Origin of the sequence: Sphingomonas sp. BGYR3 (assembly GCF_025153455.1) — a bacterium.
Lineage (GTDB): Bacteria > Pseudomonadota > Alphaproteobacteria > Sphingomonadales > Sphingomonadaceae > Sphingomonas.
This window is the reverse complement of sequence record NZ_JANZNT010000001.1, coordinates 724,962-737,621: the sequence shown is the minus strand read 5'-3', so window position 1 is coordinate 737,621 and position 12,660 is coordinate 724,962. Positions and strand designations below refer to the sequence as shown.

Sequence of the window (12,660 nt, the reverse complement as noted above, 5' to 3'; positions counted from 1 at the left end):
GCGCGATGCCGGGCCAGATCAACCGTTTCAGTGACCTGAGCGTCGTTCGTGCAGATGGGCGCGCAGAGGGGTGGATCATCAACGCTGGCGCTCGCGCCGACCTGTTCGGTCCCGACCGATCGCGCTTCTGGCAATTGCTGGACGACGGCACCATCCGCTTCGGCGATCCGGCGACGCGAACCTTCTATGCCAGCCACAAGATCGACCTGGGTCAATCGGACAAGCTTCAGGTGTTCGCTGGCGAGCGTTGCCTCTGGGTCGTGCCTCATGATGCCACGCAGGGTGATGCCGCTGTTTTCGACCTGCCCAGTGCGAGCATCACGGCGCGCATTCCAAACCTTTCCTGCCGTCGCTTCGCTCTGGGCAGGGTCAACCCGGACGGCGCGCTGATCCTTGAGGGGTTTCGCCGGATTGATGACGGGATATACAACGAATTGACCTTGGCCGATCCCGCCTTGTCCGAGGTTCGGACCAGCCGAGTGGCCTGTCCCAGATCACCCGATGCCTATTGGTCCTTTGACTTTTTTCAGGCGAGTCCCGGCGGGCGATACTGGCTGAGATTGGATCACACCCATTTTCCGGCCATCGACCATAGCGCGACACCGGGCGCCCCGCCGCGCCGATATTATGGTCTCACCGTTCAGATCTGGTCGGCGTTCCCCCTGAAGTTCGAGCGGCGCGTGGTTGTCGCCTGGCTGAAGGCCGAGGAACTGCCCGATGAGACGCACCTCCTGGGCGTCGAGGCGTTGATGGCGGTGAAGCAGCAATCGGCTGCCGATCCGCTCGCGGCCGCCCCCCCCCGACCCGTCGCGCCGCCCCCCACGCCGATGGCCCGCTTATTCGGCAGGAAGGGCATGTCTGGACCCTCGGCTGACCCGGACCAGGCCTATCGTACAATCCTCGCCGCTTCTGCGCCCGGGCGAGACCGGGTCTATACCGCAGCCAGCCAAGGCCTTCACCGGCCGGATGCCGATCCTCAGGCGCCCTGTCCCGGCCGTGAGGCGTTTGGCGAGGCAGCGCAGGACGATGCTCTGTGGCAAGCGGTCACCAAGAATCTCGATGCGCTGTTTCGGGAAACCTTGCGCAATGTCGTGGGTTGGGACGGCGATGAGGCGATCTGGTTCGATCGTTTGGGGCACCTGATCTGCGTCGGCATGGATGGCACGGTTTCGCCGCAACTCTGGTTCGAGCGCGCCGGGCTGCGACAGATGGTAAGACCATACGCCAATTTGCCGGGCAAGCTGGAAGTTATGGCTGGACGCAAGCTCCGCGCTGTCCAACTGCCAGGGCAGGTGACCGGACCATTGGCCGAGGGCGGTTGCCTGACCGTCGATGGCGCCCCCGCCGAGCGGCGTTATGAGCCCGTGCGTATCTCAAGATATATTGATGGGTGGGAAGGGCCTCAGTCCATCCCGGCGCACTGGTTCAACGAAGCGCAGGATCGCCAGGCGGTTGACGAATATCGCAAGACCCGCAGCACGATCACCATTCCGGTCAAGACCCTCGACCCCGCCGGACGGATCGAGGCGATCAACGCCTATCGCGATCTCCTGGATAGCGCGTTTTTCGAGCGCGCGGTCGACTCGTCCATCAATGTCCGTTTCAAGGTCGGTCGCAAGCTCGTTCCCGAGCATGCCTTCTTTTCCGAGCTCAGGCCGGAAGACCGCGATTGGGCAATCGCGCCGCTCCGCGAACTGATCGCCAGATATGCGGGACTGAAGGGCCGGACCCTTGATACGACCTATCAGCAGAACGGAGAGCATGGCAGCCTGCTGGCGCAGGCAGTGCTCCGGCTGGGCCAGATGGACGAAGAGTCGCTGCCCCTTCTGATCGCCTATGGCGAAGGCATTGACGGGGGACATGAATACTTCTTCGCCGGCGAGACCATCGCTGCGGTGGTTGCGGCGCATGGCTGGACGGATGAAGTCATCGCCTTTGTGGCATGGGCGCATGCCTTCAACTATTACAACACCTTCGATTCGCCCCTGACGATCTGGCGCCGGATCGGCCTTGGCCAGGCGCTCAAGCAGCGTCCGGCCCAAGCGGGGGCCGAATTCATCCAAATGCAGTTGGCGCCTTTTGTAGCGGACGGCCGTCTCGAATGGACGAATTTCGCACAGCTGCACAGCGGGCTTGGCGCTGCAATGGATGACTGGGAGCGGGCGTTTTTCGATCACCTGATTGCGCTCGCTGGTGCAAGCGCTTTCAAATCGAACTGACTACTTTCACCTGCCCGCCCACAAGCGCCAGGTAGAAAAGGGGTCTAACGAATAGCACGATGTCGCAAGCGGTCATCACATCGGGATTCAGCTGGGTTGGCAGCTAAGCGCCCCAATGTCGGTCATTCGCGCGTCACTGCTAACCTCCCGAAAGCCGACAACGGGGTGAAGCGCCTTGAGCGGCCGCTAATGGGACAATCCTGCCGTTCCGGCGTGATAGGTCGAACGGCAGTTCTTGTCAGGAGCCGACATTCAGCGGTTGCCTGATCGGAATCGCAGAATGACAGCGCATCCTGGCTATTCATCATCGGCATGTGTTCGACCCCAAACAACTTGCGCGCTTAGCCTGCAATCGCGCGAGTCCGTCTATGCGACTATAGTGGTGGTGAAATGTCCGTGGGAGACACCATCGCGAGAGGCGCGAGTCTGAGCAAGATCACATCGGCAGTTCGGTTCTCACAGCATTTCGGTATTGACCCCGCGCAGCTCGACGCCGCGCTTAATGTTGATACCGCGTTGTTTATCGACCCGATGCTGCTCGAGCACAGCAACCACGCCGAGATTAGCGAGGGTGCACAAAAGTCCGACGAAACGCACTTCGACAGAGCGGCTATAGCATAGGAGCGCCGGGGCGGAAATCGCGTTCGGCATTCCGTAAAAGCGTATTACCGCAAACGAGCGAATGCAGATCTGCGACGCGCCACAGCGCTGGCGCACCTTGAGTCGAAGCATGCCCAGATGAGCAACATCAAATGCTTGGCGTGGAGCATCACGCCAAGTAGCCCTACGCCTTATGGAATGTATCTACTGCCAGAAGTCGCGTCAGTTCTCCGACGAGCATGTGTTGAGCCGCGCTCTGGCAGGAGGCGGCGAGGACTGGATGCTCATCGACACCGTCTGTTCTGTGTGCAACGCCCTGTTCTCGCGGTTTGAACGGGCATGGACGGGGGCACCGGGCATTGCGATAATGCGGATCGCTTTCGGCCCGGCAGGCCGTACCCGCAGAGGTCAAGCCTATCAGTTCCACCCTTCGGAAATGATGTTCCTTGAGGCTGCTGACGATCCCGTGGCCTATGAGGTCGATATTCTGCCCGGCGTCGCGCCACGTCTCCGCTATCAGGTCATCGCTACGGACACCGATGTGTTTCCGGTCGTCAGCAGCAACGACGATGTGGCACGCTTCGAGGCAGCATGGAACGAGTTTATCAGAAACCCCGAGGTCACGATCCAGAAGGTCCAGATCGCTGGCGCGGCGGTCTACAAGGTAGCGCGACTCACCTTGCACGGCGAGCCAGCGATTGTTGGAGTAGATCGTCGATCCAAGCCCGCCGCCGCATGGTGGGACACATTCGGCGATGGTTTCCATCGGTCGCGAGATTCGCGCATGTCACTCGATCCGTTCGGGCGGATAAGATTCCGGACGCGCCGATTCCGGGACATACCCGTACTGCTCGGTCGAATCTTCGCGGCGGGCGAAATCGGCAGTTCAGGCCGAGTTTATGGGGCCGGTGAATACCGGATCGCGTGCCGTGAGCTGTACGAGAAGAATAAGGTTGAGCGAGCCGTCGCCAAGACGCTCGTCAATTACATGATCGATAAGGTTGGGCTGTCGTATGCGCGCGATGCCGCGTTTCGGCCGCTTCTGGACTATTGCATCGGCGGCCCCGACCCCCATCAAAACGGACCGTTTGTCGGCTTCGTCCCCGGCCCAATCGGGATCGGCAGTTTCGACGGGCTTTCCGTCGAACGCCACGGTCTTGCGCTCGCGTCTGACGGCGAGCGGGTTGGCGGCTTTCTCAAGCTGTATGGGGGCAGCTTTGTTTACAGAGTTCATCTTGGTCGGTCCCCGGATAGCCGCGCGTTCGTCCACACGACGTCGATTGACTATAACGGCCCAGGCCGGGTGTCAGCCTGACCTGCTCGTGTCTCTCATACGCCGCGCCGCGCCCATGGCGAGCAGGCGGAGGAAATAATCATCGCCATTGCCGCCGGTCACGCTGGGTTCCTCTGCCGAGAAGCCGAGCAGGTCAAGCACGGCGCGCCGCTCCTGATCGAAGCTCGCTTCCGCGTCACTCGCTTCCGCGTCCGCCCCTTCTCCATGGGCACGACGATTGGTGTTCGAGCGCATCGCTATCCTCCATCACGCCCAAAACCACATAGCCTCCCCCGGAAGCGGGGGGTGGGCGGCGAGGGACCGAAAAGGCCCGCTTCGAGCAGGGCGCGGCACCGAGACGGGCGAAACGCAGTGGAGCAGCCGGGCGAAGCCAAGGCTTGCAGCGCGCCGTGGCGGGCCTAGCAGGGATCGACGGCCAAACCCCGCTTTACGGGAGAGGCCATACCAACAACGCCGTCGCGAAGGCGACGACATCCGATGGGGGCGTTGCGGGGGCGGAGCCTCTGCAGAAGGGGTACGGCGAGACCATCGGGCTCGCCGTCAGGGGAAGACCTTCCCCCTCTGCTTCAACGATCAGAACTGATCCTTGAAGCTCATGGAAACGGTGAAGAACGGGTAATTCGGCTGAGAAAGAGACCATTGCATCAGCTCGAAATACTGTGCCCATGAGAAGTCATCGATCAGCTGGTCGGGGCGCTCGAACGTGTATCGAAACTCATCCATCCGAACGAACGTCGACCGGGCTATGGGACCGACATAATCTCGGATCGCGTATCGGATGTTGTTGAGAAATTCGGCAATGTTGCTCGCGTGAAAGGCAAAGAGATGCGTGTGGAACCAGTCCCACGCATCAGGAATTGCGAGATATGCCTGCCCTTCGTCGACACTGACGCCATTGTCTGCGAGTATGGTCTGGAGCCGGCGCGCTTGTCCGGCCAGCCTTAGAAAATTATGTTTTCCGATGTCGCCGCTCATCCGGATGAAGTCGATCCGCTTGATCGTGAGATCGAGTTCCACGCCGATGTTCGAAAGCCATACATTCGGCACGAACGCATACGCCTCCAGCCAATCGGTAAATTGCGCAACGATGTCGCGAAGGCGGTCGATATCCGACCCGATCAAAGGGGCGTCGGCAATGCGGCGCAGATAAAACAGCGTCGTATGATCGGTCGCGCGATCGCCGTTCGGTGGCTTGGGCAAGCCGAACGGCAACGGCTTTCCAGACTTCGCGGTTACGGGCGACAGGAAGTCCCGCAACAGCGTGCTGAATTGCCTGAGCGTTTCTGACGTGAGGGGCATCAGATTGGTGTCGCGCGTCCTGTCACCAAGCGGGACGAAGATCACATGATTGACCATGTCGTCGATCATGGCCCGGACCGCATTGAGGATGATTGCTTCGCGCTCGATGTCTGTGTGCCGGGACGCTGGCTGACTCATGTTTCTGGCGCCAGCAGTTGCCAGGCGTCGCGATAGTGCTCCAGCCAGCCAGGGCCGAATTCATCGCCCAGATTCTCGCGGGTGTAGTCTGGAAGAAAGCGTCGCATTTCGCCATCCTTGTGCGGCTTGCCGCCACGGCCCGGACGGGCCAGCCATGCCCGGTGAGCGCGGTATAGGGTGTCAGCGACGACTATGCTGGGAACGACAAACGCGTCCGGCAGACGGCTCTGGTCCGTCGGGAAGGACAGAAAAACGTAGAATAGGCTCGTACCACGAATATTCTCGTGCTTCGCCTTCATGTGCCACCCCCCGTCGCTGCCTAGTTCCCGGCGGGTTTTGACCTGAAGGGCGCAGGCCCGTTCGCCGGCGTCATCGGTGATGACTATGTCCGCCGTCGGAACTCCAACGGGCGCGAGCGCGGCGATGAGGCCACGCCGCAGGAGTTGGGACATTACATAATGTTCGCCGGCGGCACCTAGAAGCGAGGAAGGGGACATGGGTAAACCTGGCCACGAATGAGAACCGGAAATACGTCTATACGGAAAGCCGTCAGTGCAGATCGGCGTGATCTTCCAGCAGGCGCATCAGCACGGACGCCGCGTGCGTAAAATTGTCATGCTGGTCTCGCAGCTCGATCGTCCATTTTGCGCCGTGGAACAGATTATTGCGGTATCGCCAGACGATCATCACCAGCGCCAGCAACTGATTACGCGGGGTATCGTCCGCCCGGGACAGTACGGCCGTAACAATGTCCGGATTGTCGTTGTCGCGCAGCTTGAGGCCATGAAAAAAGCCGGTTGGTTCGCCGTCATCAAAGTAGCGCGCCCGAAAATAGGCAAGTTCCTCGCCATATTGGTCAGCGTTCAGCGTATCCTGCTCCGCCCAGCTGTCGACCTGTGCGGTAAGGCGATCCACTCGTGCTTTGCCGGCCATGATCTTGGCTTCGAACAGGCTCCACAAGAGGGAGAAATCGTAAATCGCCTGACGATCTGGAGCGGGCAGGATGCCGTAACCCGGTGCCCGGCGCTCGAGCCATTCTTCTGTAGCGGTCGATGGCATTAAGTTTCTCTTCTGCGTCTGCCAGCCTGTGATCGCCTCATTCCGCACCGAAGTCGGCTACATACATCCGACCGATCCGCGTCGAGATTTGATCGGCGATCGTGGTGGAGAGGCTGGTGATCTCGGCTAGTTGGCCGCGTGCCTCACGAACGAAATCCCGTCGGTCGAATGAACCGTCGGTCTTCTCGAATGTCGAGATGCGATAGACATCCTTGTAGCTGTTGGTGACCTGGGTCGCGATCCGCAGCAATTCGACGACGTTATCGGCGATGCCCTTTTCGATGAAAGGCCGATGGCGGCGCCCCGCCTCAAGGGCCATGCGGCATTCGTCATAGCGACGAATTGAATCGACTCGCTCCTCTTCGGCTGCCGCTGTGTCGATGGGAGCCCGGTCATAGTAGATGAGAGTCTGAGCGGCATAGTCGTGCGATTGGTCGCACAGCGCCCAGATGTCCCGATAGGCCTGAAACTCGATCTCGAAATGGGTCTTGAAGACCATCATCTTCTTGTCGACGCTGGCCTGGAAGTCCCGACCGAGGTTGGAAAGATCTGATTTGACGGCTTCGAGTGCGCGTGCCTGCTCGCCCTTCACCGATTCGAGTTGAGCGGCATGGACCGCCTTCATGGCTTCTAGGCGGCGCTCGGCCCATCCTTTGCCGATCCAGGCCGCGACGCCCAAGACAGCAGTGTTGGCGAGAAGGGTTTGAGCGATAGTGGCGATATCGAAGGGCATGAATCAATCCGAACAAAGAGCAAGAAACTGATATACATACGCATGCGCGAAGCGTGCGACGCCTCGAGAATATTGTTATAGGTGCGGAATGTCAGTCAATGGCGGGGGTGCCCGCAATCATCATTTCGTTCCGCAGTTCTACCTGAAGAACTTCGCCAAGCCTCGGTCGAAGGACGGCAAGCTGTTCGTCTGCGACATGAAGGAGCGGCGGCGCTTCCAGACCAAACCACGCAATGTCGCAGCGCGTCGTGACTTCAACCGGGTAGAGGCCGAGCACGTTGATCCCAATGTCGTCGAGAGCCAGCTCGGCGTGATCGAAGGGGAACTCGATGTGGGGTTCCGCAAGGTGATCGAGGCGCAGTCTCTTGCCGACGCTAACCATTTCGGTTCGGTCCTTGCGCTACTCGCGCGACTGTTTCTGGCGCACCCCCAGTTTCGCGATCAGCGGGATCGGATGATGTCCGACGTCGCGAAGAAAATGATGCTCAACATGGTCGAGACGCCTGAGCGGTGGGCAAGCGTGACCGAACGCGCCAAGGCTGACGGCATCATTGACGACCCTGTTTCCTATGAGGAGATGCGCGCCGCGGTCGTCGAGGAGCGGATCGTACCGCGGACCAATAAGGACGTGCTGATCGAACAGGAATTTCGGATGTGGCCCGAGATTCTGCCCTATCTCGATCAGCGCAAATGGACTTTGTTCGTGTCGAATGCGGCAAGCGGCGAGTTTGCGACATCGGACCGACCATGCACGCTGCGGTGGTTGGAAGGTGGAATCGATCATGGATTCTACGGTCCGGGCCTGGGTCTGGCTGGGACGTCGTTGATCTTTCCCATAAGCCGGCATCTTGCGATCGATGGGCGGTTTGAACATGGCGGGGGTGTGGTGCAGGCTACGCCCGAGGTCGTCGCAGCCGTGAACATAGCGACATTGGGGTCGGCGATGCGGCAACTCTATTCCGCCGACGATTTCCCGATCGTGGATGTCGACCGCACCATCCGCCCTTTTTCGCAGAGCGAGCTGTGGCTTGAGCGGATCTGCAAGCGGCCGCCCGATGGTGAGCCGATCGATGGCCCCATGACCCTCTAATGAAAATCGTGGTTGCGGATGGGTAGCAGGTCCTCCTGCTCGGCCGTGGTTTGGAAGGGCGGCGCTGCTAGCGTGCGCCCGCGCGGCGGCCAAGCCGGATAGCGCAGCTCGGAGCCACTGCCATTTTTCGCGCCATCGCCTCGGCCGGGTGTGACGTTGAAGTCTGTTCGGTTGATCGACCTTAGCATCGGATCGTGATCGACGATCCTATCGCAGATGACGTGGATCACCTCGCCCTTCTTCTGGAGGCACCCCCGCATCGCGATCATCGACGCAGACATGATCTGGCTACGGAAAATTTTGAAGCGATCGTGCCAAAGAATGTCATTGGCGCTGCCGGTCTCATCCTCCATCGTTTACGAACAGGACGCTGTTGGCGACGGTCGCATCGGAGATGCCTGAGGAGTATCGACCGCTCACCGACGTGGGGGTGGACGTGAGCCAGCAGGACGTGGCCTACCTCTATCGCGCCTATGTTCAAGACCGTGCGATCGGCACGTCCAACGCTGCCAATTTCGCCGACGCGATCCTGCAACATGAGATTATCGATCTCATGTTCGAGACTTCAGAAGCGACCTTCGGCGAGCGAAGCTAAGCCCTGCTCTGAATCCGATGTTTCTGCGTCGTCCATGGTTTGCTAACGGCTGGTAGTGGCAGACTTGGACGTTCGCGCCGGCAAACGTGAACGTCGTAATCTGAGTCGGAAGCGGCCGCAGCTCCGGCCCGACCTCGCGGCGGCTTTACCTCGTTCCTGGAAAATTCCCGCCATTCAGCAATCGACCCCGGAGCCGTCGTTTTGTCTAACCGCGTGCACGGCGGCCTTGATACCCGCTTGAGAATGCGGCTTGCCCTCTCCGCCATGGGGCCTGACCCTCGCCTTTCCAGACGTGAAAGATCGCCAATTGAGCGTCCTTGCTGTCGACTGAAACACGGGTTAACATTTCGGGATATAACGAAATATAAGCGTGCATCGAAGGAGGCACTGTGATGACTCACCATACACCTAACGGAATCGGCCATTTTGACATCTGCGGCCCGGACATTGGCGCTTTGCAGGACTTCTACCAGGGCGTTTTCGGTTGGCAGATCATGCAGAAAGGGCCCGGTTACGCGCTGGCAGGAACCCCAGCAGGCACGGCCAACGGCGCCCTCACCGAAGCAGAAGAGGCCAAGGTTACGATCGGCATTGTGGTTGCCGATATCGAGGCTGCCCTCGGCCAGGCTGTGAAGCATGGGGGTTCAGTGACGATGCCAGTGGTGGACAATGGCTGGGTGAGGAAGGCGATGCTCGCTGACCCGGCCGGAAACCAGATCACAGTCATCCAGTCTTGAAGCTGCCTGACGAAGAGCTGGACGAATTGCTGCGTGCGCTGTCGCACCGCGAGCGCCGCATGTTCCTGCGCCTGTGCTGGGACGAGCCCGTAGCGGCAGGCGATCTCGCTGAGCGCTCGACCCTGTCACTTGCTACGGTTTCGGAACACCTCAAGGTGTTGCGAAAGACGGGGTTGGTCACGCTGGAGAAGGATGGGCGGTTTTGGCGCTACAAGGCCGATCCCAGGCGCATCGAGGCTGTCCTCGCATCGCTCGGGCGCTGGAGAGGAAGCGTGAATGGGACGTGAAACGGTTGCCGTTGCGCATTGGCGCGGCGAAATCGCTGAAGTGAAGGCGCTTCTGGAATCGCAGGAAATCATTCTGCGGGGCACCATCCGGGCGCGCATGGCGCGCAGCGGCATCGCAAACGTGGCGGTTGATGGCGATGATCTTACCTTTCTCTCGGACGGCGAACCGCTCGTGCTCGAGCTTGGGGCGTATGAAGCGGCGAAATGGCGCGACACGTTGCTCAAGCCGCCGCCAAGCCTTGCGAGCAAGCTTGGCATTGGCGAAGACCGGCCCGCCTTTGTGATGGGCAGTAGCGACGATAAGGCTCTGGCCGATGCGCTCGTGGGGGCGCGCTGTGCCACAACCGCAGAGGCCGGGGTGCTGCTTGCGATCCTTGCCAGCGAAGCTGATCTGATGTCCGCTTATGCTGTGGCAGAGCAAAATCCGCAGCTCATGTTGTGGTGCGTCTACCCGAAAGGAAGGAGCGCGGCCTATGGCGACACCGCGATCCGCAACTTCTTGCGCCAGCGTGGCTATGTGGACAGCAAGAGCTGTGCGGTGTCTCCCGAGCTCACCGCCACCCGCTACGGACGAAAAGGGTGACGCCATTGGCAAAGCGCAGTCGTTCGCCTGCGAGAACTGGTCATGGTTGCGGGGGCGTTTGCCCAAACTTGGCCGAATTGCTGGCTAGTCGCCGCAATAAGCAAGATGTGTTTGGTCTCATGGTTTGACGCAATCCCTGTCAGTTGCAATCACAAGGCTGACTGAAACAGGTGATTTGGGCATGACCGAAAAGGGAGTCTTCGGACGAAGATATGAAGCGCGAATTGCGCGAGCCATGTCTTACGTCGACGAAAATCCTGCTGACCAAATATCGCTCGAAAGACTTTCATCTGTTGCTTGCCTGTCTCCTTTCCACTTTCACCGCGTTTTTCGATCATTGACTGGTGAATCCGTCCGCGAGTTTGTCGAGCGCCGCAAGCTGGAACACGCGATTGCTTTGGCAAATAAGGGCAAGTCGTGGAAATATGCCGCAGCTGCGTGCGGCTTCGCATCGCCCATCAGCTTCACGAGATCGTTCAAGCGCGTGTTCGGCGTGCCTCCGTCGGCGTTCGACCTCGCCGCATGGTGGAACAAGCGTGGCGATCGCGACGACGCCCACAGGGTTTCATCCTATTTTCTGCGGCCAGCTCCGCCGCTCGACCCTGAGTTCAAGGTCGAGGCCATGGAGCGTCCCGCAGCCAGGCTCGCGGTGTCGCGGGCCTGGGGCGGATATCTCCACCCCGAACGTCTGATCGGTGCCTATAATCGGCTCCGCAACTGGGCGGAAAAAGCTGGCATCAGCGCCTCAGACGGCAAGATCTCGGGCGCGTCGCGCGATGATCCGGATCTGACGCCCTTGTCCCGGTGCCGTTACGATTTTCTGATCGAGCTGCCAGAGGGAGTTCTTCCACCTACCCATTTCTCTCTCACCGAGCGCAAGGCCGGTCTTTGGGCGGTTGCCCATGCCAAGGGCGGGCTGGATGTTGTCGATCGGGCCTGGTCGACATTGTTCAAGAGCTGGCTCCCCGCCTCCGGGCTCGATTTGAGGGATGAACCTGCCGAGGAGGTCTACCTCAAATTGCCCGAGGACATTGGCTGGACCGAATTCGACCTGCTTTGCTGTGTCCCGGTTGACTACCCGAAAGACTGAAGGGATGGATATGCGCTTCAATCCGTTCACCACCTTTGCCGGTATCTTTTCCGGAGCCGGCGCAGCGCTTTGGACGCTGTTCGAATACGCGATGGGCTGGCACAACGCGCATCTCGAAACCGGAGCTATGACGGGTTTTGTAGGCATCATATTCCCGGCGGCCGCGATCCTGTGGGCATTGCGCGCCACAAAGCGTGCGCAGGGCGGAAGGTTGACCATGCCGCAGGCGTTGAAGTGCGGCGTTGCGGTCTCCGCAATCAGCGCTGCCATCGGCATCGTGTTCTTCTATTTCTACTATTCGACGATCAACCCCGAATTCCTCGAATTGATGCGGGCGAGAGAGCAAGATGTCGATGTAACGGGGCAGCTTTTGGCCGTGGTGATGGGATCCTTCCTTTTCGGCATCCTGCTATCGGGAATCGCAGGCTTGGTGATGAGAACGCGGGGAGGTGAGGCAGGATGAGTGATGAATTTTCCGCGATTTTTGCGACATTGCGCAGCCTCATGCTGGAAGCGGCGCCGGACATGGTCGTCGCTGACGACACGCCCACCAATTTCACGCTGAAGACGCCCTGGATCGAGGCACGCACCAAGCAGCCCGCCTGGTTCGGCTGGATCGCGATCAAGAAATCCTATGTCGCGTATCATGTGATGCCGCTCTATGTGCTTGCCGCGCTGAACGATGCGGTTCCACCCAGCCTCGAGAAACGTCGGCAAGGCAAGACCTGCTTCAACTTCAAGAAAGCCGATCCGGCGCTGTTCGAAGATCTCCGCGCGCTCACCAAACTGGCCGCGCAAATGGAGCCCGACTTGCGAACGGCGATCGGCACCTGAATGCGCCTGCGCGTGAAGAGGCCGCCGTTCTGGCACGTCAGCGCAGGGCGATGATCGGGAACAATTTTGATGACCCTCGGCCCCTGCGTGCCTAGGGTGCGC

At 60.1% G+C, this 12,660-nt stretch carries 17 protein-coding genes; 10 read left to right on the top strand and 7 right to left on the bottom strand.

What is annotated here, in order from left to right; all coding sequences use genetic code 11:
* The first annotated feature begins 5 nt into the window (after window positions 1-5).
* Window positions 6-2,219, top strand: a complete 2,214-nt coding sequence (locus NYR55_RS03430; protein ID WP_260019834.1) for a hypothetical protein — start codon at window positions 6-8, stop codon at window positions 2,217-2,219.
* 456 nt (window positions 2,220-2,675) lie between these two features.
* On the opposite strand, the gene NYR55_RS03425 is transcribed toward NYR55_RS03430, so the two are convergent.
* Window positions 2,676-2,951, bottom strand: a complete 276-nt coding sequence (locus tag NYR55_RS03425; RefSeq protein WP_260019833.1) for a hypothetical protein — start codon at window positions 2,949-2,951, stop codon at window positions 2,676-2,678.
* 61 nt (window positions 2,952-3,012) lie between these two features.
* Here NYR55_RS03425 and NYR55_RS03420 point away from each other — a divergent pair, with 61 nt between their 5' ends.
* Window positions 3,013-4,134, top strand: coding sequence for an HNH endonuclease (locus NYR55_RS03420; RefSeq protein WP_260019832.1), 1,122 nt, complete (start codon window positions 3,013-3,015; stop codon window positions 4,132-4,134).
* Here NYR55_RS03420 and NYR55_RS03415 read toward each other — a convergent pair.
* From NYR55_RS03415 to NYR55_RS03395, 5 genes are all read right to left on the bottom strand, one after another.
* Window positions 4,126-4,347: a hypothetical protein gene (locus NYR55_RS03415; RefSeq protein WP_260019831.1), complete on the bottom strand. Its 222-nt coding sequence runs from the start codon at window positions 4,345-4,347 to the stop codon at window positions 4,126-4,128. The two genes, NYR55_RS03420 and NYR55_RS03415, sit on opposite strands and share 9 nt — an antisense overlap.
* A gap of 339 nt (window positions 4,348-4,686) precedes the next feature.
* The gene (locus NYR55_RS03410) at window positions 4,687-5,550 is read right to left on the bottom strand and encodes a hypothetical protein (protein ID WP_120251474.1); all 864 of its coding nucleotides are present in this window, start codon (window positions 5,548-5,550) and stop codon (window positions 4,687-4,689) included.
* Entirely contained in the window at window positions 5,547-6,002 is a 456-nt protein-coding gene (locus tag NYR55_RS03405; RefSeq protein WP_260019830.1) for a hypothetical protein, read from the bottom strand. The genes NYR55_RS03410 and NYR55_RS03405 overlap by 4 nt, the downstream gene beginning before the upstream one ends.
* Window positions 6,003-6,099: 97 nt before the next feature.
* Window positions 6,100-6,609: a hypothetical protein gene (locus NYR55_RS03400; protein WP_120251472.1), complete on the bottom strand. Its 510-nt coding sequence runs from the start codon at window positions 6,607-6,609 to the stop codon at window positions 6,100-6,102.
* A 37-nt stretch (window positions 6,610-6,646) separates the two neighbouring features.
* The gene (locus NYR55_RS03395) at window positions 6,647-7,342 is read right to left on the bottom strand and encodes a hypothetical protein (RefSeq protein WP_120251471.1); all 696 of its coding nucleotides are present in this window, start codon (window positions 7,340-7,342) and stop codon (window positions 6,647-6,649) included.
* An 88-nt stretch (window positions 7,343-7,430) separates the two neighbouring features.
* Between NYR55_RS03395 and NYR55_RS03390 the strand changes: the two genes are divergently transcribed.
* Window positions 7,431-8,432, top strand: a complete 1,002-nt coding sequence (locus NYR55_RS03390) for a DUF4238 domain-containing protein (protein WP_260019829.1) — start codon at window positions 7,431-7,433, stop codon at window positions 8,430-8,432.
* Here NYR55_RS03390 and NYR55_RS03385 read toward each other — a convergent pair.
* Window positions 8,429-8,785 (bottom strand): hypothetical protein, encoded by a 357-nt coding sequence (locus tag NYR55_RS03385; RefSeq protein WP_260019828.1) that lies wholly within the window; start codon window positions 8,783-8,785, stop codon window positions 8,429-8,431. The two genes, NYR55_RS03390 and NYR55_RS03385, sit on opposite strands and share 4 nt — an antisense overlap.
* Window positions 8,786-8,805: 20 nt before the next feature.
* Here NYR55_RS03385 and NYR55_RS03380 point away from each other — a divergent pair, with 20 nt between their 5' ends.
* The 7 genes from NYR55_RS03380 to NYR55_RS03350 all read left to right on the top strand — a co-directional run bounded on the left by NYR55_RS03380 (window position 8,806) and on the right by NYR55_RS03350 (window position 12,558).
* Window positions 8,806-9,027, top strand: coding sequence for a hypothetical protein (locus tag NYR55_RS03380; RefSeq protein WP_260019827.1), 222 nt, complete (start codon window positions 8,806-8,808; stop codon window positions 9,025-9,027).
* A gap of 392 nt (window positions 9,028-9,419) precedes the next feature.
* Window positions 9,420-9,764, top strand: a complete 345-nt coding sequence (locus NYR55_RS03375; RefSeq protein ID WP_260019826.1) for a VOC family protein — start codon at window positions 9,420-9,422, stop codon at window positions 9,762-9,764.
* Window positions 9,761-10,051 (top strand): metalloregulator ArsR/SmtB family transcription factor, encoded by a 291-nt coding sequence (locus NYR55_RS03370; RefSeq protein ID WP_260019825.1) that lies wholly within the window; start codon window positions 9,761-9,763, stop codon window positions 10,049-10,051. The genes NYR55_RS03375 and NYR55_RS03370 overlap by 4 nt, the downstream gene beginning before the upstream one ends.
* On the top strand, window positions 10,041-10,634 hold the full coding sequence (locus NYR55_RS03365; RefSeq protein ID WP_260019824.1) for a hypothetical protein: 594 nt from the start codon (window positions 10,041-10,043) through the stop codon (window positions 10,632-10,634). The genes NYR55_RS03370 and NYR55_RS03365 overlap by 11 nt, the downstream gene beginning before the upstream one ends.
* A gap of 235 nt (window positions 10,635-10,869) precedes the next feature.
* Window positions 10,870-11,724 (top strand): AraC family transcriptional regulator, encoded by an 855-nt coding sequence (locus NYR55_RS03360; RefSeq protein WP_260019823.1) that lies wholly within the window; start codon window positions 10,870-10,872, stop codon window positions 11,722-11,724.
* A 4-nt stretch (window positions 11,725-11,728) separates the two neighbouring features.
* Window positions 11,729-12,187 carry a DUF4199 domain-containing protein gene (locus tag NYR55_RS03355; protein WP_260019822.1) on the top strand — a complete coding sequence of 153 codons (459 nt, stop codon included), beginning with the start codon at window positions 11,729-11,731 and terminating at the stop codon, window positions 12,185-12,187.
* Between the two features lie 41 nt (window positions 12,188-12,228).
* Window positions 12,229-12,558 carry a hypothetical protein gene (locus NYR55_RS03350; RefSeq protein WP_260019821.1) on the top strand — a complete coding sequence of 110 codons (330 nt, stop codon included), beginning with the start codon at window positions 12,229-12,231 and terminating at the stop codon, window positions 12,556-12,558.
* Window positions 12,559-12,660 lie beyond the last annotated feature (102 nt).